The organism is Nitrospira sp. (assembly GCA_035968315.1).
GTDB lineage: Bacteria > Nitrospirota > Nitrospiria > Nitrospirales > Nitrospiraceae > Nitrospira_D.
In genome coordinates this window covers 138,758-158,486 of the sequence record JAVYIN010000005.1, presented here as the reverse complement: position 1 = coordinate 158,486, position 19,729 = coordinate 138,758, and the positions used below count along the sequence as shown (strand labels likewise).

Genomic DNA, 19,729 nt, shown 5'->3' with positions numbered 1-19,729 from the left:
GCTTACTTCCCTTCAAACGTGAATCCCACGCTGACCGTGCCCTGTTCCGTCACGCGGATCGGCTGCATCTTCTCCCCTAAGACCGGGTGCCAGGCCTTCAATTGATACTCCCCCGGAGGAATATCCGAGATGCTGAACGATCCTTCCGGCCCTGTGATCGCATAGTAGGGATTCTCGACCACCAGCCCATGCCCCTGCATGTAGGGATGCATGCCGCATTGCATCGTGACGCTCCGGCGGTTGCCCGTCGTGCGCACCAGATCGCTGGTGCCGCCCTTGGTCAAGGCGGGACGGTGAAACATGATGAAAATGTGGCCTTGTTCATCCCGTTCGTAAAACTGCAGATCGTGGGCCACGGAATCGAGATTCACGACGCGCAGCGCATGTTCTTGCCGCAGGGCAGAGACGAAGGGGACGAACTGGCACATATTGGCTTCCAGGCTGGTTTCTTGCCAGGTAAACGGCTTGCCCTTCGCCACCCCTTCAATCGTCACGATGACATCCTTCAGTTCACCCTGAGCGCCCACAAAAACTTCCTTGAGCAAACGATAGCCCGATCCATCGGACAACGCGCCGCAATAGACCCGGTCATAGTAACGGCGCAATTCGAATCGATCCGGCGCCGGTGCCGTTCCGGCAAACCGGACCGAACCCGTCACGGCTCCGCCGTTGGTCACGGCCACTTCTTCATAGGCCCATACAGTCCCCACAGCCATGGTAGCCACGCTCGCGGCCACCGCAAGAAGCCCGCCCATCGCCACGCGACACATCTGTGCTTTCATTGTCACCCCCGCGTCCCCGTTCCAAAGAACATGGGGGAGCCAGAACGCTCCCCCATGAGATTGAGTGATTTTGACCGGCCTGGCACATGTGCGAGCGGGGCGCAGGGACATCCCCGCGCCCCGCCACAGTCTTGCTTACCGACCTGCCGACGACGTCCGGAAGAGCGCCCCGCCGTCGATCGCGCGCTCCGCCGTCTTGCCGGCCTGAGCATGCGCGTTCAACGAGAGGATCTTCTGATCGCCGAGTGGCAGCACGCGGAAGAGCCCCCACTGACCGGCATTGGCGAACGCCGGACGCTGGTTCTTCCACATGTAGTCGCCGGCGAGCTTGTTCGGCCCGCCCGCGCCACCGGTGAGATACGCATTGATCACTTCAGAACCGCCGAACTCCATGGTGCCGACCTGATCGGCGCCCACCATGTACGGCTCGTGCGGCCACTCGTGGCCTTCCACGGTGAACAACTGCACCTGCTCGCTAAAGGCGCCGAGCACGTGAATCGCCACCGGGTCACCCACATGGGCCTGCAGCGTCGGCGTCACCGGCTCCTCGCCCGCCTTGGTGCAGGCAAAGGACCCGACAATCTCACACCCCTTCTCCACGCGCCAGTTGGTGGGTTCCGAACGGTAGTTCACCGCCGAAATACCCGCCACTTGCTGGATGTAGGGCATGAAGCTGACGCCCACGATGTTATCCTCGTCCTGGAACATCAACGAGAAATCGCGGTAGTTCTTGCGATTGTCGTTGCCGGGGATCGTGCGATCCACCAGCACGTCCGCGCGCCAGCTGCTCTTCATGGTGATATCCTCGCCGGTGATCGGGTCGCGATAGCGCGAACCCTTCGGACCGACGATGATGGACCCGAAGAGGCCGTTGCGCGGATTTTCCACCACGTTGCCCCAATCCTGGATCAGGGCGGCCAATTCGCCGTATTCCGGGTGAGCATAGTACGTATACGTCTTGCTCTGGCCCGGGGCGATCGTTTGATCGCCGGCGTTCTTGCCGATGTTGCCGCCGAACGAGTCCTTCGGGTCGAACGCCATCATATCGACGTGGAACCCGGCCCGTTCTTTGGCCATTTCGTTCTTCAGGTTGATCTTGACGCAATCCCCGACGTTCACGTGCAGCGTGAGCGGGCTCGCCTTCACGGCGCCAGACTTCACCTGGTCACGATCCGATTCGAGGACGTAGATCTTCCCGTTCGGATTGCCCAGCACCATCTTCCGCTCAAGGTCCACTTCCATCATCTCCGGCGCCTGATCGTGGTACCGGATGTGATGATCGATCGCGGACACGTTGAACGACTTCACCGGCGCATCCGCCGGACAGACGGACGGCGCCGACTTCTGAATCTCTTCACGGTTCGGCAGCGGCTTCAAATCCTTCTGCGCTTCATCGAAGACGCGGAAGAGGCCCCAGCTGCCTTCGGCGAAATGCGAGGCGCGGCCACTGTAGTACATGTAGTCGCCCGCCATCTGCTGCGGTCCGCCCGCGGCGGGAATCGCCGGGTCATACCGCTCGCCGATCACGAGGTGCACGGTGCTGCGCGGCATGGCCGTCGCGGCATAGCGCTCCATCGGGAACCAATGGCCCGTCACGTGCCAGGTATGCACTTCGTTGGCTGAACCCACCAGCGCCCGAACCAGGATCGGATCGCCGAGATAGGCCCGCAGCAACGGAGTCTCCGGATCGCCGTGAATGCCGGACACGAACAGCTTCGACGGATCCGGATTGTTCGCCAAACGCACGCTCAACGGCTCCACGCGCATGCTGTAGCCGCCGCCCGTCGTCGCTTCGCCGCCGTTCAGGAACGTCATGGCAGACTTGTTGATCTTCTCCGGGAACTGATGCGACGGAGGCCCGTCCACCGTCACCGCGCCCATGCGGGCCTGCGGATTGTCGGTGGTGATCAACTCGGCCGCCCGTGCATTGCTGTCCACGATATGCATGATCACTTCGCGGAAGCTGCCCCGCACGTGGGCCGAGACCGGCTCCAGCGTGTGGATGTCCGCGATCGGACCGCTCCGCAGTTCCTTGCCGGTGACCGGGTCATGATACGTCGACCGCGGCGGCTCGGTGATCAATGCGGAGAACAGCCCATGGCCCCAGGTATCCGTGCCGAACACATGGTCGTGCCAGAACACGGTGCCCAGATCGACGTCCAGATACCAGCGCTCGCGGATGAACTCCACGCTCGCGATATCGTTCTTCCGATGGGCGTACTTCAAGGGACGGTCAAAGGTAATGGTCTTCCCCTTGATCGCCTTGATACGGGCCACTTCAAAATACTTCGGATCGTCCATGGCCACACCCAATTCGGTGTTGACATGGTACCGGGACGCATCCGACACCGTGATGCTGGACGCCCCCGCCTTGCTGTCCGCGGTCAACACGCTGTTCGCCGGCACCGGCATGCCCTTCTCAGGCTCCGGATCCTTCAACATCGTGAAGGCGCGCAGCGACATGTCGTAGGAGAACCCGATCGTGGGTCCGTCCGACGCGCTCGTATCGAACTGGAAGAAATGCGGATGCAGATTGATCTTGTTCGCCCAACCCGTGCGGGCGTCATCCGGCACTTCGTTCTTGTAGATCACGTCCACGCAATCGTGCACGTTCGCGCGAATCACGAGCGGCACCTGCTTCTCGTAATTCTTGCGGACTTCTTCCTCTTCCTCATGCAACACGTACAGCATCCCGATCGGATCGACGATCGCCGCGGTCTTGGGCGTCGCTTTCTTCAAGGTAATCGGCAGCGTGATCGCATGAATGTTGAACTGCTTGCGCGGGGCGCCTTCCGGACAGAGGCTCCAGGGGCCCTGTTCGCCCGGCTTGGCCGGCTCGGTGCTCTTCGTGCCGTCCTCACGGACGTGGAAGGGCTCCAGCCAGGGGGCGCCGCCATGGTTCGGCGCGAACGGAGGCCGCTTCCCGAGATGCGGGCGCAGCCACGGGAACGCGAGCTTCCCGGTTTGCGGATCGAACGTGATCGCCGGCCGCTCATTCGGCGTGGCCGACCAATAGTCCGCCCAGCGGTGCGGCGTCTCCGGCTCATTCATCGCCCGGAAGCCGTCCCACTTCCAGTTCACCACCGTCGCATCGTTGGCCTTCGCCTGCAGCACCTGATCTTCGGTGTTGCCCGGCAAGCCCTGCGGCGGCAGCATGTACTCGACCCAATCCTTGATCGACACCTTCACCGGATTGGCCTTCCAATCGGTCTTGTCCTTCGTGATCTCGTACTTCTTGCCGCCATACCAATCCACCAGCGTCCCCACCAGCTTGTCGGAGGTGACCGACGCCTTCATCTTGCCCTTGCGGTCAGGCAATTCCACCAGCGGCTTCATCACGTCATTCTGGAAGCCCGGCGCCTGCAGCGTGTTGTACACGCGCCAGAATCCCCACATGCCCGTCACATAGTGCTGCGGAATGTGGCAATGGAACACGAACTCGCCGGCCAGCGCCTGCAAGCCGCCCGAACCGCCTTCGATCACTTCGTCGTAGATCTCGGACGGACCGATGGATTGCACGTCCAACCGATCCGAGACATCGCTGATCGGCGGGAACTTCACCGGGCCGTTCTTGGACAAGGTCGGATCAAGACGGCTGGTGCCGGGCTGTCTGGCCCAGCGGATGGATCCGCCGTGCAGATGGTGCGAGTGCACGATTTCCGATCCGCCGACCATGCGGAACTTGGCCGGATCGCCCAGATAGGAGCGCGGAATCGTCGTGACCGGATCGCCAAAGGTGTACGATCCATAGCCCTGCGATTCATCGGCAAAGCCGATCAAATGCGCCTGCAATTCCAACCGCTCGCCATGCGGCTCGCTGCGATAGTTCAGCAAACGCGCCGACGGACGATAGGTGTCCGTGTGGGCATCGCGCTGGGGCAGCATGTCGCCCTTGCGATCCAACAGGCGGAACGTTTCGTCGCCCGCTTCATGATAGAAAATCACGAATTCGCGGAAGTCCGAGCCGCCGGCCACATCGATCATGGCCTCCCAGCCGCTCGACATTTCCTCGCCCGTGAACGGGCTCAAGAACCGCGAGCCGCGGGGCTCCACGACAAATGACCCGATCATGCCGAGCGAATACTGATCCCGGCTCGCATGGCTATGAAACGCCCGTCCGCCTTCCTGCATATCGATCGGAATGTACCATTCGAACTCTCCGCTCTTGCCCGGCGCCACCAAGGCGTCCGGATTGGTCGCGGAAGCGGGCTTCCCCGTGCTGGCCACCAGCATCTGAGACCCGTTGATGATCATGTTCGTGGCTTCGCCCTCGATCTGATTGCGCAAGGTCATCTTCACGCAATCGCCCTGGTTCGCCCGAAGCACCAAGGGCTGAATCAAATCGCCCTGCAATCCATTGGACAATGCCCCCCCGCCTGCGAAGGTCGGATCATCGGTGTCCCGCGCCGCCCGGTTCTTCTTCTCTTCCTCGCGCACCCCGGCGACATTCTCCGTCAAGGTGTACATGTAGCCCGGATAGAAATCGCCGAACCGGTTCACGGAGATTTCCACGTTCATCGCCGTGACGTCATACTTCCGCACCGGCGCATTCGCGGGGCATCGGCCGCCCTGCGTGACCTGCACCTTGTCAGGATCGTCGGCCACCAGCAAGACGCCCTGCTGCATCGCATGAGCGCTGGCCCCTTGGAACGGCCCGCTCGACTTCACTTGCCGCTCAATCTGCTCGATGGCCTTGGACATTCTGTCCTGCAGCATCGGACCGGCGGACTGATGCACCGCCGCCCCCTCCGCGGCGTCATGCCCCTCATGGGACACTGCCGCCCCGGCCGCCACCGCCCCGGCTAAGCCGAGGCAGGTTGACAGGCCTAAGACACCTGCTCGAACCCACTTCCTTGAAGAACCCATACGTTCGGCCTCCTCCTTACAGTCCGCACATGGTTCACGCCCACTGACACTGCGCCCACTACAGAATATGGAGAGTCTGGTGAAGGCCAACTTGCATCGGAGGGATTGTCAGGAGGCCGGTCCTTTCTTTCCCGCTCCTTCACCAGACAATGCTGTCATAACTGTCACGCGCCGAATCGCCTTTGCACACGAAGGCACGCGCTTCCCAGAGCAAATTGCGTTCCCTCCGTTCGGAAGAGGACATTCCTGGTGTTTTATGGCTATTCCGGCTTCTCGGCAGAATCGATCAGATGCGGAAATGGGGCGCACAGTCCCCATTTCATAGCAGGGAAACTATCCTAACGTGCTGATGTTATGGGATGTATGCAAATCTAAGGGCGCATGCCTGAGTGGGGCGCACACGCCCCATTGCCGTCTGATGAATCCGCATGGGAAAAGACTGACGCAAAATCCGTTTCGCCATCTTGTGCCGGACGAGAACGCGCATTATAGTGGCGCCCGGCCGTGTCATTGAGACGATCGCCCCGAGGCTCATTCAGCACCATCACCCCACAGACGGCAATCGACAGCGGCCTCACAGAGCATTATGAACCTTGCGCTCAGCATCCTGCTCCTCAGCCTTGCCATCCTCGCCACACCCGCCTCCGCTTTGGCGGCACGGCAGGATTCTGTCGCCGCGATCGCCGCACAAGCCAGCCCGTCGCCGATGATGGCGGTTGCGGAGGGCTTCTTTCTCATGGGCACCACTCGCACCGGCCATGAGGCCTTCAGCCTCGCACTCCAATATGACGACACCGAACAGCCGCAGCGCCGCATCTGGCTGGACCGCTACGAGATCGACCGGGATGAAGTCAGCCTGAGCGAATATCTCGGATGGCTGATACAACAGCAGCGTCCGATTCCCGGCGAGCTGCACAAGCTGATCGACCATGTGACCACCGTCCATGCGATTCGTTCTGACACCGTGGCCCGCTGGCCGGCCCTCTATGCCACCTGGACGGAGGCCTCGGAGTTTTGCCATGCACAGGGGAAACGGCTCCCGACCGAAGCCGAGTGGGAAAAAGCCGCGCGGGGGGAGCAGGGCAATCTCTTTCCATGGGGATCGCAGCCGCCAACGCCGGCCCTGGCCACGTTCGGGCACTATCATGCCCACGAGATTCCGCTCGTGACATCCGTGTCCGCCGGAGAGGCCGGCCGCAGCCCCTATGGCCTGCACCACATGGCGGGCAATGCCGCCGAATGGGTTGAAGACTGGTTCGGCATCGACTACTACATGACCATGCCGGAACGGAATCCATCCGGGCCGGCCACCGGACGATATAAGGTCGCTCGCGGCGGGTCGTGGAAAAGCACGCCCGCCCTGCTGCGCGCCGCGACCAGAAGCGGCGCGCCACTGGAGCAACGGTCGCCCACGATCGGATTTCGCTGCGCGCGCTCCGCCGCTCCCTCCACCCTCCCGACACCATGAGGACCGCTATGTACAGGATTTGTCTGTTGCTTGCGATTGGACTCAGCCTCGGCGCGATGACGCCGGCATGGTCAGCCGCCACGCCAGACCGCGAACATCCTGGCTGGAGAAGCTATACCAACGCCCGCTTCGGATTTTCCGTCCGCTATTCCGACACCTGGAAACTCGGCAATCCGCTGCCGGACGGCATTGGCATTACCTTTCAGCCGCCAACCGAGCACAGCCTCGTCGCCCTCTCCGGCCACATGAACCTCCTGGAGGGAACGAGCCAGGACAAGCGGCAGACGCTCGACGAATTCACGGCCGCGCACCGCCGCATCATCACGGAGATCTTTGAGAAGAAGAAGACGGCGCTAGCCTGGCAGAAGGAGCAGGAGACGACGCTGGGCGGATTTCCCGCCAAGCGCCTGGCCTTCACCTATCAGGACGAACACCAGACCGCCATGCTGGAGGTCCACATCTTTACCCTGGGACGGAATGAAGGACGCGGCGTGCGGATCAAAGTGCCGGTCAGCGCACAGGGGGAGGTGCTGCCGCTGGTCACGCAAATGCTGGAGACCTATCAGCCGGGACGGGACCAAAATGCCGTGAGCCCATTCGTGCAGAAAGAGGGCCAGCGCTAACGGTTATGTTTTGAAGCTGCCCCTCACCATGCACAAACAGGTAATTATGCGCCGTGCTCGCGGACCTCTTTGAGATGCTTCATCGCCGCACGGGCGGCGGCCCGCGCCTTGACGGCGGGATTCAAACTGGCGCCGGGATCGACCCTGGCCCCCATCTCGGCCACGCGCGCACAGTGTGCAATGGCTTCCTTCAGGAGCGGCGCGGCCTCTTTCCCATGCTCGTCCGACGGAGGCAAGAGCTTCAGAATCGCCGCCGCATGATTCGCCACCTCGCCGCAATGGTGCACGATGGCTTTTCCGTCACCCATGCCGCCATGCATCACCATCTCCTCGGCATCCTTGATCATGGCCTTCCCATGTTCCTGAAGGTCGGCCAGCACCCCGGCCCACGCCAGGGACGCCGCCATCGCCCATCCCATGGCGGCCCCGTACAATGCAATAGCTCTCATTCGAATACCCGGCCTTTCTTGACTGGCACATGTTCCGCCGGCGTGAGCCGGCGATAGAGTTCATGAAACTGCTCCGTCGTCAGCCCTGGACGCTCCAATTCCTTGAGCGCCTCCTCGCTGACCGGATATTCCACCGTGTCGTCGAAACTGGACGACGCGATCGTCACATACTGATCGGGGAACAGCCGCTCCGGCAGCAACACCGCGATCCCCCCGTTGTATTGCTTGGCCATCCGCATGGCCGCCTGAGCCCGTTCGACCGCCACCTTGGGACCGAACCCGATATTCGCCGGCGGCTTCCCCGCCTTCATGAATTGCACATGCAGATTCGTGAGGCCGGACGCGGCGAACGCCTCCACGATCTCGGCCTGATGCGCGCGATGCTCATTCGCCAAGACCACCTCGACCCGCCCCGCTGGCACAACATCCGCTGCCGGCAAAACGCCGGCTGAGCACAGACCGGCCAGCGCCGCCACTCCCATCGCCACGATCACCCGCATCATAAACTGCCTCACTTCGCCTCAAAGGAAAGATCGAGCTGCACGGTCCCGTTCGGTTCTACCACGATCTCCCGCTCCTGTTCACCCAACGCCGGATGCCAGGCCTTGATCCGATAGGTCCCTGGCGGCACCTCGCCGATGGAGAATCCTCCATCCAGGCCCGTCACGGCATAATAGGGATGATCGACCGCATAGCCCCAATTCTGCATATAGGGATGCACGCCGCATTGCATCGTGAACACCTTCCGCCCCTTGACCAGATTGACCGTCTCGGTCGTCCCGGTCGCTTTCAATGACGGCCGGTGGAGCACGATGTCCACTCCGGACTGATCATAGGTGTAGCCTTGAATGTCATGCGACACCGGGTCGCGGTTGATCACCGTCAGCTGCCGCTTGTCGTTGATCACTGTCACGAACGGCAGAAACTGACAGACATTGGCCTCCACTTGCGCATCGCTCCCCGTGAACGGTTTGCCTTTGGCGACCCCCTCCACCACGATCACTACGTCTTTGATCCCGCCCTGTTCTCCGGCAAACACTTCCTTGAGCTGCCGGTATCCATCTCCGGTAGACAAGGCCCCGCAGAAGACGCGGTCCGGATACCGGCGCAGCTCGAAGGATTTCGGCTCCGGCGCCGCGCCCTTCAGCGTCACCGTCCCCCGCACCACCGCCCCATCTGTCACGGCACCCGTTTCATAGACCGCCGCCGCGCCCGTTCCGCTCATGCCCATGCTTCCGATCGCCCATAACGTCAGCGATGCCCACATCATCGACCGTTTCACCTGCACCTCCTCACCCTCAGGTTTGTCGTGAATAGTGGCCGGACGTTCGCCAAGCCCGTTGCGCTCCTGGCGCCTCTCCCGGCCGGATAAGGAAACGGGGGAATCCGGTATTGCTACGGCCGGATTCCCCCGCGTGCCAACGCTGCTCCGCGTGAAGCTAGTTGGTCTTCATCGCGACCGGCACGGACTGAATCGGAGCCGGCTGCTCCGCCTGTTTCGTGGCCGGCGCGGCTCCGCCCAACGGCAGAATCGCGCGGCTGTCGCGGTCCAGCACTTTCAGCGTGCCCCAGTGTCCGGCATCGAGATAGCCCGGCCGCTGGTTCAGCCACAGGTAGTCGCCCGGAATCCCGTTCGGGCCTCCGGCTCCCCCATGCAGCCAGGCATTGATGACCTCGGCACCGCCGAACTCCATGGTGCTCACGAGGTCCGCCCCGCTCATGTAGGGCTCATGCTTCCACTCATGACCCGACACACTGAACAGCTGCACCTGCTCGCTGAAGGCGCCCAGCACGTGAATCACGACCGGATCGCCGACGTGCGCCGCGATGTTCGGCGTCACCGGCTGGTCGCCCGTCTTCACGCAGGACAGCACCTCGCTGTACGCGCAGCCTTTCTCGGTCCGGTAATCCGTCGGCTCGGACCGGTAATTCACCGCCGTCACACCGGCCACCTTTTGGATGTACGGCATGAAGCTGGTGCCGATGATGTTGTCTTCATCCTGGAAGAGCAACGCAAACGACCGGTAGTCCTGCCGGGTTTCGTTCCCCGGCACGTTCCGGTCCACCAGCACATCCGCGCGCCAGGAACTCTTCTGCGCGAGATCGTCGCCGGTCACCGGATCCCGGTACTGCGATCCCTTCGGCCCGATCACGATGGCGCCGAAGAGCCCGTTCCGCGGATTCTCGGCCACATTCCCCCAATCCTGAATCAGCGCGGCATTCTCGCCGAACTCCGGATGGGCGTAGTACGTGTACAGCCGGCTCTGCCCCGGGGCCACGGTCTGGTCGCCCGGATTGTTGCCGGCATTGATGCCCATGGACTCCTTCGGATCGTACGCCAGGTTGTCCACATGGAACCCGGCCCGCTCCTTGGCCATCTCGTTCTTGAGCATGACCTTGATGCAATCGCCCACGTTCACGTGCAGCGTCAACGGGCTCGGATCGAGACTGCCCGAGACGACCTGCGCCTTCTCGCCTTCGAGCACGTACATCTTGCCGCGCTCGTTGGCGAGCACCATCTTGCGCTCCAAGTCCACCTCCATCGTACCGGGCGTGCCCTTGTGGTAGCGGATGGCCTTGTCGATGGCGGCCACATTGAAGGTCTTCACCGGCGCATCGGCCGGACAGACCGACTTGGCCGACTGCGGAATCTCCGAGCGGCCCGGCAGCGGCTGCAACGTCGCATCCGCCTTGTCGAGCACCCGGAAGAGGCCCCAGCTCCCTTCGGCGAAATGCGACGCGCGCCCGCTGTAATACGGGTAGTCGCCCGCCATCTGCTGCGGTCCGCCCGCCGCTGGGATCGCCGCGTCGTACCGTTCGCCGATCACCACATGCAGCGTGCTCCGGGGGATGGAGTTCTTGCTATAGCGCTCCATCGGGAACCAGTGCCCGCTGATGTGCCAGGAATGCACTTCGTTCGCCGACCCTTCGATCAGCCGCACGACCACCGGATCGCCGAGATAGGCCCTGAGCATCGGGGTCTCGGGATCGCCGTGGATCCGGCTGCTGAAGAGCTGCGACGGATCGGGATTGTTCGCCAGCCGCACGGACAGCGGCTCGACACGCATGTTGTAGCCGCTCCCGGTGGTGGCCTCGCCGCCGTTCAAGAACTTCATCGGCGACACATTGAGCTTGTCCGGATAGACCGCGGACGGCGTGCCGTCCACGGACACCGCGCCCACTTTGACTTGCGGATTATCGGCCGTAATCAATTCGGCCGTCCGGGGATTGGAATCCATGACCTGCGTCACGATCTCGCGGAACGAGCCGCGGATATGCGCGGACACCGGCTCGGTGGTGTGAATGTCGGCCACCGGCCCGCTGCGCAACTCCTTCCCCGTCACCGGATCATGATACGTGGACCGCGGCGGCTCGGCGATGAACGTGGAGTAGAAGCCGTGGCCCCACCCGTCCAGGCCGAACACATGGTCGTGCCAGAAGGTGGTGCCGAAATCGGCGTCCACATACCAGCGCTCGCGAATCCATTCGACCGACGCGATCTCGCCCTTCTTGTGGTCGTGTTTCAACGGCCGCTCGAAGGTGATCGTGTTGCCCTCGATCTTGCTGATGCGGGCGGACTCGAATCCACCCACGTCGTCCATGCCCACGCCCAGCTCGGTCTTGACGTGGTACCGGGACGCATCCTTCACCTTGATGCTGGTCGAGCCCTTGGGGGCGTCGGCGTCCAGCGTCGTGTTCATCGGGACCGGCATTCCCTTGCCGGGGTGCTCGTCCTTCAGGATGGTGAAGGGCCGCAGGGACATTTCGTACGAGAACCCGATGATCGGGCCGTCCGACGCCTGCGTATCGAACTGGAACATGTGCGGATGCAGGTTCGTCTTGCTGGAGAACCCTTGCCGCTCGTCGTCCTTCAGCTCGCTCTTGTAGACGACATCGATGCAATCCTGCACATTGCCGCGAATCACGAGCGGGAACTGCTTCGCCGGATTCTTGCGGACGTCCTGCTCCTCTTCATGGAGCACGTACAGCAACCCGTTGGGATCGACGATGGCCGGAGTCTTGGCCGTCGCCTTTTTCAACGTGATCGGCAGCGTGATCGCATGGATGTTGAACGACTTCACCGGCGCGCCCACCGGGCACAGGCTCCAAGGCCCGTTTTCTCCCGGCTTGGCCGGCTCGGTCGAATTGCTGCCGTCATCGCGGCGATGGATCGGCTCCAGCCACGGCGCGCCGCTGTGGCTCGGCGAGAAGGGCACGCGCCGGCCCAGATGCGGACGCAGCCAGGGCCAGGAGAGCTTTCCGCTCTTCGGATCGAAGAGGATCTCCTGCCGCTTGCCCGGCGTCGCCGACTTGTAGTTCACCCATTCGTACGAGGTCTCCGGTTCGCTGAGCGCCTTGGCGCCGTCCCACGCCCAGTCGTTCACGGTGGAATCGTACGCCAGGGTCTGTTCTTTTTCCGTCTTCTTGTGGCCCGGCTGCCCTTGCGGCGGCAGCTGCATTTCGACCCAATCCTTCACGGACACCTTGGCCGGAGTGGCGTTCCAATCCGTCTTGTCCTTGGTGATCTCGAACTTCTTGCCGCCGTACCAATCGACCATGGTGCCGACCAGCTTGTCACTGGTCGCGCCCGTCTTCATCCGGCCCACCCGGTCCGGCAATTCCACCAGCGGCTTCATGACGTCGGTCTGGAAGCCCGGCGCCTGCAACGTGTTATACACGCGCCAGAACCCCCACATCCCGGTCACATAATGCTGGGGAATGTGGCAATGGAACACGAACTCGCCGGCCAGCGCCTGCAAGCCGCCCGAGCCGCCTTCGATCACCTGATCGTAAATCTCTGTCGGCCCGATGGACTGGACGTCCAACCGATCCGACGTGTCGCTGATCAGCGGGAACTTCACCGGCCCGTTGCTGGAGGCCGCGAAGTCGAGGGTGCTGTTGCCCGGCTGGCGCGCCCAGCGGATGGACCCGCCGTGCAGATGGTGCGAATGCACGATCTCCGATCCGCCCGCCATCCGGAACTTGGCCGGATCGCCGAGATAGGACCGGGGGATCGTCGTGGCCGGATCGCCGAACGTGTAGGAGCCGTAAGCCATCGACTCGTCCCCGTAGAAGCCCATGTGGGCCTGCAATTCGATGCGCGTGCCGTGCGGCTCGCTGCGGTAGTTCAGCAAACGCGCGCCCGGACGGTACGAATCGGTGTGGGGATCGCGCTGCGGGAGCATGTCGCCTTTCTTGTCCAACAGGCGGAACGCTTCGTCACCGGCTTCATGATAGAAAATCGCGAACTCGCGGAAGTCCGCGCCATTGGGATCCTCGATCATCGCCTCCCACCCGCTCGCCATGGGCTTGCCGTCGAACGGGCTGAGATAGCGCGAGCCGCGCGGCTCCACGACGAGCATGCCGATCAGCCCCTGATTGAACTGTTCGCGCGAGGCATGCGAGCGGAAAAACCGAGCGCCTTCCTGCGTATCCGGCTTGATGTACCATTCGAAACTCTGCTGGCCTCCGGCGGGGACTGTCGCCTCGGGATTGACCGGCGTGGCGGGTTTTCCCGTCGCCGATACGACCATCGACGAGCCGTTGATGACCAGATTGGTCGCTTCCTCATTGATCCCGTTGTGCAGCATGAGCTTCAGGCAGTCGCCCTGGTTGGCCCGAATTACGAGCGGCTGGATGATGTCTCCCTGCAGGCCGTTCGACACGGCGCCGGGATCGTTGTCCTTGTCCCGCGCCGCCTTGTTCGCGGCTTCTTCGGCGCGCGCCTTCTCGACGTTCTCGGTCAGCACGTACATGTAGCCGGGGAAATAGTCCAGGAACCGGCTGAGGGTAATTTCGATATTGATCGCGGAAACGTGATACTCCTTCACCGGCGCGTTCGACGGACAGCGCTGTCCGTTGTTCACGGCCACTTTCGCCGGATCCTCCGCCACCAGCAGCACGCCTTGCTGCAGCATGTGGCTGTTGGCCCCGGTGCTATACGCCCCCTTCTGTCCGACAAACTCCTGCTGCCGTTTCACCTCCTCCATCATGCGGTCGTGCAGGACCGATCCGCCTTCCCGATAAATAACCTTTTCCGACGATGCCTCTCCGCTTCCGCCATGGTGGCTGTGCTGATCCAGCGCCAGACCCAGCGGAGCGCTCAGCAGACTGCTCGCGAGCAATGCAGCAGGCAGACCGGCAGCCACGCGCCGCGCGCGCCGCCGATGCGAGCCCGATACCGTTCTCATACAAGGGCCTCCCTTTCCATCGCCGTGGTGCTTCGGCACGGCGTGTTAACCGATCCTGGACACACACCGAACGCTGGCGGGCCGGCAGACCTCCTCTCGCACCGTCCCGCATGGAGTAATGCTGGTGATGGGCATCCATCAAGATGCGGGCTATTCAGAGGCCGGTCCGAACAACCTGCGCCACCACCAGTGCCCGTGCAGCAGCGCAATATCGGTGCCGCCCTCGCGCAAAGAGATAATCGCCGCTCGCACAGCGCCGTTGGCACGCCGTGGCGCCGTGACAGGCACACCGGCCCCTCGCGCAGCGATGGGACGATCCCGTCCCACGGCGCGGGATCGCATCCTTCCAGAATGAAATGAAATCAATTAGATAACGCTGTCTATCGTTTTAAGCAGACGCCGGAGGCAAACTGTAGCGGAGCAGCACACATCACGCGCACATCACCTTGCACCAGGCGGTGATGGAGGGAGAGGCTCTATAGAGTTTGAAGATGGTCCGGAAGAGAGGTGCTGTCGAAAAGCGGCCCATCAGCCAGCACGAAGGCCCGCTCCACCACCTGCTGGAGTTCTTGCAGATTGCCCGGCCAGGCATACCGGCACAGCTTCGCCAGCGCCTCCGGCGCAAATCCGAACACCGCCGGCAGCGGCTGCTGCTTGCGAAGCCAGAACGGCTCCATGAAGAGACGCGAGAGTTGATCGATGTCTTCCAGCCGCTGGCGCAGCGGCGGCACCGCGATCGGCACCACGTTGAGATGCTGATAGAGATCCTCTCGAAACGCGCCCTCCCCGCACGCAGCTTGGAGATTCCTCGAGGACGACGCCACCACCCGGGTATCTACGGAATAATACAGGCCGCCGTTCACCCGTCTGGCCCGGCGCTCTTTCAGCGCCCGCAAGAGCTTGGCTTGCAGCCGCAAACTGAGACCGCCCACTTCATCCAGGAACAGGGTGCCGCCGTCCGCGGACTCCAGCAATCCCGCCCGGTCGACACTGACGCCGGATAATGAATGGCTGCCGAATAGTTCCCCGTCCAGCAGCGCGTCGCTGGACGTCACGCAATCGACAGACACCACATGCTTGGCGCGGCGGAGACTGCCGGCATGGATCACGCGAGCCATGCGGGCTTTGCCGGTGCCGCGTTCTCCGGTGAGCAATACCGCCGCTTCGGTTTCCGCCACCAGTTCAATCGCGGCCCGCACCGCCTGCATCTCTGGCCCCCGTCCCGCCAAGACCGGCTCGGCAGCGGAAAGCGGACTGCCCCATGAAGGGCGAGGCAGCCCGGCGGGCGCCGGTTCGATGGCCTCTCCCCCTTCAGCTCCCAGCGCCCGCCGAATCACACTGCGCAATTCTTTCCCGGTGAACGGCTTGGCCAGATAATCGAATGCGCCATGCCGCATGGAGGCCACCGCCGTCTGCAGCGAGGCATAGGCGGTCAGCAGCACGACCTTGATCCTGGGATCGATGCGCTTCGCGGCTTTCAACAAGGCCAGGCCATCGAGGCCCGGCATCCGAAGGTCCGTCAGCAATACTTGCGGGCGCTCGCGCTCGAGCACCGCCAGCGCCCGCTGCGCATCGGCTTCCACCACGCAGGTATACCGGGACCGGCTCAAGAGCCGCCGGCAATTTTCGATCGCCTCCGGCTCATCGTCCACAATCATAATTTTTTCCGCCGCCATCGTCCGATTCGCTCCATGTCCGCAACTGGCTCAGCTGCCAAGAGGAACGCACGCTGCCGTCCGCTCCTGCAAAACAAGGAGCAAATACAGTGCCGCTACGAAACTGGCTAAATATCTAGGCAGGAGGACGCGGCATGGGGCAATCACGCCCCATGCCGCACCCATGTTGAAGAGTTACCCTATCGAATGGGACAGGAATGTCGCGCGGAACGGGCCGGTCATCCCGGCTCTCGGAGGCCATGCCGCTTGACCATCCGCTCGATGGTCTTGCGATCCACACCGGCTTCTTGCGCCGCGTGGCTCATGTGCCAGCCATGGCGTTTCAGCAACTCCAGCAGAAAGCTCCGCTCAAACGACCGGACCACTTCCTGCTTGGCCTGCTTGTAGGAGGCGGCTTCCTCCGCCTCGGCTTCGTCCGATTCTCCCGCTGCGCGCAACCGCTCCGGGAGATGCTCAACCCGGATCGTCGGGCCATCCGCCAGCGCCGCCACCCGTTCGATCACATTCTGCAGTTCCCGCACATTGCCGGGCCAGGCATGCGCCTTCAAACAGGCCATGGCCGATGGATCGAATGCGGGCTCCGCCTCGGACCCGGCGCGCCCCCGGCCCCGAAAGCGCGCGAGAAACTCCTGCGCCAGCACCTGCACATCGCCGTCACGCTCGCGCAACGGCGGCAGCACGATGGGAATCACGTTCAGCCGGTAGAAGAGATCCTCCCGAAATTCGCCTTTGCGGCAGGCCTCTTCCAAATCGCGATTGGAGGCGGCAATGACCCGCACATCGATGTCGGCATAGCGCGTGCCGCCCACGCGACGGACATGGCGCTCTTGCAACACGCGAAGCAGCCGTGACTGCAGCGTCTGGCTCATCCCGCTGACTTCGTCCAGAAAGACCGTGCCTTGGTGAGCCACTTCGAACAACCCGGCCTTCGCCGCATGCGCGCCGGTAAAGGCCCCTTTTTCATGGCCGAACAATTCAGATTCCAGCAGGGAGTCGGGCAGCGCCACACAATCGAGCGGCATGAACGGCTGGCGCCTCCGCTCGCTTTCATCGTGAATCGCGCGAGCCACCAATTCTTTGCCCGTGCCGCTTTCACCGTAGATCAAGATATTCGCATCCGTCCTGGCCACTTTGGCGATCAGACTCTTCACGTCCTGCATCGCCTGGCTCCGCCCGAGAATGCGCCCAAGGGCGCTCCTGCCGGAGGAGTCTGAACAGCCCGCGCCCCTCTCGGACACCGACTCGGCCGCGCGCGGCGGCTCCGCCTGGTCGAACGCCCGCTTGGCCACCTCCTCCAGGCTTTTACTGGTATAGGGCTTCAGCACATAATCCAACGCGCCATGCCGCATGGAGTCCACGGCCGTCTGCACGGTGGCATAGGCGGTCAATAGCACCACATTGATCGCGGGATCGACTCGTTTGGCCTCGGCCAGCAGACCGAGGCCGTCGAGGCCCGGCATGCGCAGATCCGTGAGCACCAGATCGGGCCGCTCCTGCCTGATCCGCTCCACGGCGCGCAGCGAATCGTGCTCCGTCAGGCAGTCGTACCCCAACCGGCTCAAAATGCGGCGGCAGTTATCCAGCGCATCGACTTCATCATCGACGATCAGTATCTTCCCTGTTCCCATCCGGCCTCCTGATGCGTGTCACTGACTGGCGCAAGCGCGGGCAGATACACGGACGCCACGGCCCCGCGCCGGCCGTTTTCGATTTCAAGATGTCCACGGTGATCGGCGACGATGCCATAACTAAGAAAGAGCCCCAAGCCGGTGCCCTGGCCTTCTTCCTTGGTGGTAAAGAAGGGATCGAAGATGCGCCCCAACATCTCTTCCGGAATGCCAGGGCCCGTATCGCTGATGCGCACCAGCACTCGCTCGCCCTCTTTCCCCGGACAGCGTTCGGACTGCACCGTCACCAGCGCCGGAGGCACCCCCTCCTTCGCCGCGTCGAGCGCATTGTTGATCAGATTCATCATCACCGTTTCGATCCGGTCACGGTCGCCCATGATCGGCGGCAGTTCCGGTGACAGCGCCACGTCGATCCGCACGCCTTTGGCAGATGCCCGTTCCTGCGACGCCTCGATACAGGCCTTCAGGACGCAATTCACATCGATCGGCTTCAGCACGGTCGCGGCGCCACGGGACAAGGCCAGCATGCTCTTCGTAATCCGTGAAATGCGGTCGGCCTGAGTGCGGATCGCCAGCAGGTCCCGCTGCTGCTCCTCCGACACGCCCAAGTGCGCGGCCTCGATCTCCATGCACTCGATCCGGTTCAGAATGATCCCCAGGGGGTTATTGATTTCATGCGCGATCCCGCTGGCCACCTTGCCCAGCGTCGCCAGCCGTTCGGCGAACTGAAGCTGCTTCATGTGCTCCGTGACTTCGGCCGTTTTCTCCTCGACGCGCCGCGCCAGATCGGCATTCAACGTTTCCAGCTCCACCCGCGAGGCCTTAAGCCGGTCGGCCATGCGATGGACGGCGGCGGCCAGTTCCTCGAACTCATCCCCTGTTTGAATATTCAACGGCCGGTCGAACGTGCCCTGGCTGATCGCCTCCACGCCGGCCTGCAAAATCTGAATCGGCTGCGCAATGCGTGACGCCACGTAGCGGCCCATCGCCCACAACAATCCGAGCATCACCAAGCCAATGACCGCCAAATTCCGCAACTGGTCCCGAATGGGCGCGTAACTCTCGCCTGGTTGCTGACGCACGAAGATATGCCAGGAGCTGTCGGGCAACGGAAGGCCGGTGACCGGCGCAAAGCCGACCACCGTATCCGTCCCGCCATGCCCGTCATCTTCCGCAATGCCCCAACCCGGCTGCATCGAGACGATCATGGACATGAGCTGGCCGGGAATGCGGTGCGCCTGCCGGGGCAGAATCGGGCAGACCAGCGGATGGCCCGCCGCGTCGAACAGCATCGCATGGCCGGTCTGCCCGATCCGGATTTGATTGATCATCGCGAAGAGCGTATCGAATCGATACGACGCCTTCACCGCCCCGATCACCGTATGCTGCCGCTCGTCCAGAATCGGCACGGCAATATCGATGGTTTCTTCCGGCGTCCTGAACGATCCTTCGTGCGCCGGAATCAGCCCGCTGACATAGACCTGATCGACCCCTCCCGCGTGAATCGCCGCCCACCAGGGCTCGTTCGCAAACACATAATGATCGGGATCGGAACTCGCGGCCACCAGCGCCCCGTGCTTGTCGGCGATCAGCAAGCCGACAACTTTGTCGCCGTCGCGCACTTTGGTGCCCAAGAGGAACCGGGATAATTCGGCGTTCATCAGCCTCCTGGCGCCGTCCCCTCCCTGTTCCCACACCTGCATCCGCTCGGCAATGACGGCTTGCACGGATGCCGGCTCCTGAGGGTAGGATTGGTTGGCTCCCTCCACCGGCTGGCGGACACGCAACGGGGCGGAGCCCAGCAGCCTGACGCTCTGCACCTCGCTCTGCACCAGCAGGGTCACGCGATCCGCCGCCTGCACCGCCACGGCTTGCAGATTGCCGCCGATGACATCACGCAGCGACCGCATGCCCGACACATAGGCCAGGACAAGCCCAATCACCAGCGGGATACAACCCACCAGCACGATGGCCAACACAATGCGTCCGCGAATGGTCCGGATTCTCATAGCCCCCCTGCCGCAGACCGCATTGTAAGCAACAGGC

Annotated in this window: 12 protein-coding genes; 2 read left to right on the top strand and 10 right to left on the bottom strand. The window is 62.9% G+C overall.

The window, feature by feature from the left end; all coding sequences use genetic code 11:
- Positions 1–2: 2 nt before the first annotated feature.
- Positions 3–782, bottom strand: a complete 780-nt coding sequence (locus tag RI101_04380; GenBank protein MEC4889277.1) for a carboxypeptidase-like regulatory domain-containing protein — start codon at positions 780–782, stop codon at positions 3–5.
- 135 nt (positions 783–917) lie between these two features.
- Positions 918–5,648 carry a multicopper oxidase domain-containing protein gene (locus tag RI101_04375; GenBank protein ID MEC4889276.1) on the bottom strand — a complete coding sequence of 1,577 codons (4,731 nt, stop codon included), beginning with the start codon at positions 5,646–5,648 and terminating at the stop codon, positions 918–920.
- Positions 5,649–6,234: 586 nt separating this feature from the next.
- On the opposite strand from RI101_04375, the gene RI101_04370 reads away from it, so the two are divergent.
- Both RI101_04370 and RI101_04365 read left to right on the top strand, forming a co-directional pair.
- Positions 6,235–7,116: an SUMF1/EgtB/PvdO family nonheme iron enzyme gene (locus RI101_04370; protein ID MEC4889275.1), complete on the top strand. Its 882-nt coding sequence runs from the start codon at positions 6,235–6,237 to the stop codon at positions 7,114–7,116.
- Between the two features lie 8 nt (positions 7,117–7,124).
- Positions 7,125–7,739, top strand: a complete 615-nt coding sequence (locus tag RI101_04365; GenBank protein MEC4889274.1) for a hypothetical protein — start codon at positions 7,125–7,127, stop codon at positions 7,737–7,739.
- 44 nt (positions 7,740–7,783) lie between these two features.
- Here RI101_04365 and RI101_04360 read toward each other — a convergent pair whose 3' ends face one another.
- The 8 genes from RI101_04360 to RI101_04325 all read right to left on the bottom strand — a co-directional run bounded on the left by RI101_04360 (position 7,784) and on the right by RI101_04325 (position 19,692).
- Positions 7,784–8,188 carry a hypothetical protein gene (locus RI101_04360; protein ID MEC4889273.1) on the bottom strand — a complete coding sequence of 135 codons (405 nt, stop codon included), beginning with the start codon at positions 8,186–8,188 and terminating at the stop codon, positions 7,784–7,786.
- Positions 8,185–8,691, bottom strand: coding sequence for a hypothetical protein (locus RI101_04355; protein ID MEC4889272.1), 507 nt, complete (start codon positions 8,689–8,691; stop codon positions 8,185–8,187). Before RI101_04355 ends, RI101_04360 begins: the two co-directional genes overlap by 4 nt.
- Positions 8,692–8,699: 8 nt before the next feature.
- Positions 8,700–9,470, bottom strand: a complete 771-nt coding sequence (locus RI101_04350; GenBank protein ID MEC4889271.1) for a carboxypeptidase regulatory-like domain-containing protein — start codon at positions 9,468–9,470, stop codon at positions 8,700–8,702.
- A 157-nt stretch (positions 9,471–9,627) separates the two neighbouring features.
- Positions 9,628–14,379, bottom strand: a complete 4,752-nt coding sequence (locus tag RI101_04345; GenBank protein ID MEC4889270.1) for a multicopper oxidase domain-containing protein — start codon at positions 14,377–14,379, stop codon at positions 9,628–9,630.
- 150 nt (positions 14,380–14,529) lie between these two features.
- The gene (locus RI101_04340; GenBank protein ID MEC4889269.1) at positions 14,530–14,706 is read right to left on the bottom strand and encodes a hypothetical protein; all 177 of its coding nucleotides are present in this window, start codon (positions 14,704–14,706) and stop codon (positions 14,530–14,532) included.
- 149 nt (positions 14,707–14,855) lie between these two features.
- Positions 14,856–16,055 (bottom strand): sigma-54 dependent transcriptional regulator, encoded by a 1,200-nt coding sequence (locus RI101_04335; GenBank protein ID MEC4889268.1) that lies wholly within the window; start codon positions 16,053–16,055, stop codon positions 14,856–14,858.
- A 218-nt stretch (positions 16,056–16,273) separates the two neighbouring features.
- Positions 16,274–17,683, bottom strand: a complete 1,410-nt coding sequence (locus tag RI101_04330; protein ID MEC4889267.1) for a sigma-54 dependent transcriptional regulator — start codon at positions 17,681–17,683, stop codon at positions 16,274–16,276.
- Positions 17,662–19,692, bottom strand: coding sequence for a cache domain-containing protein (locus tag RI101_04325; GenBank protein MEC4889266.1), 2,031 nt, complete (start codon positions 19,690–19,692; stop codon positions 17,662–17,664). The genes RI101_04330 and RI101_04325 overlap by 22 nt, the downstream gene beginning before the upstream one ends.
- Positions 19,693–19,729 lie beyond the last annotated feature (37 nt).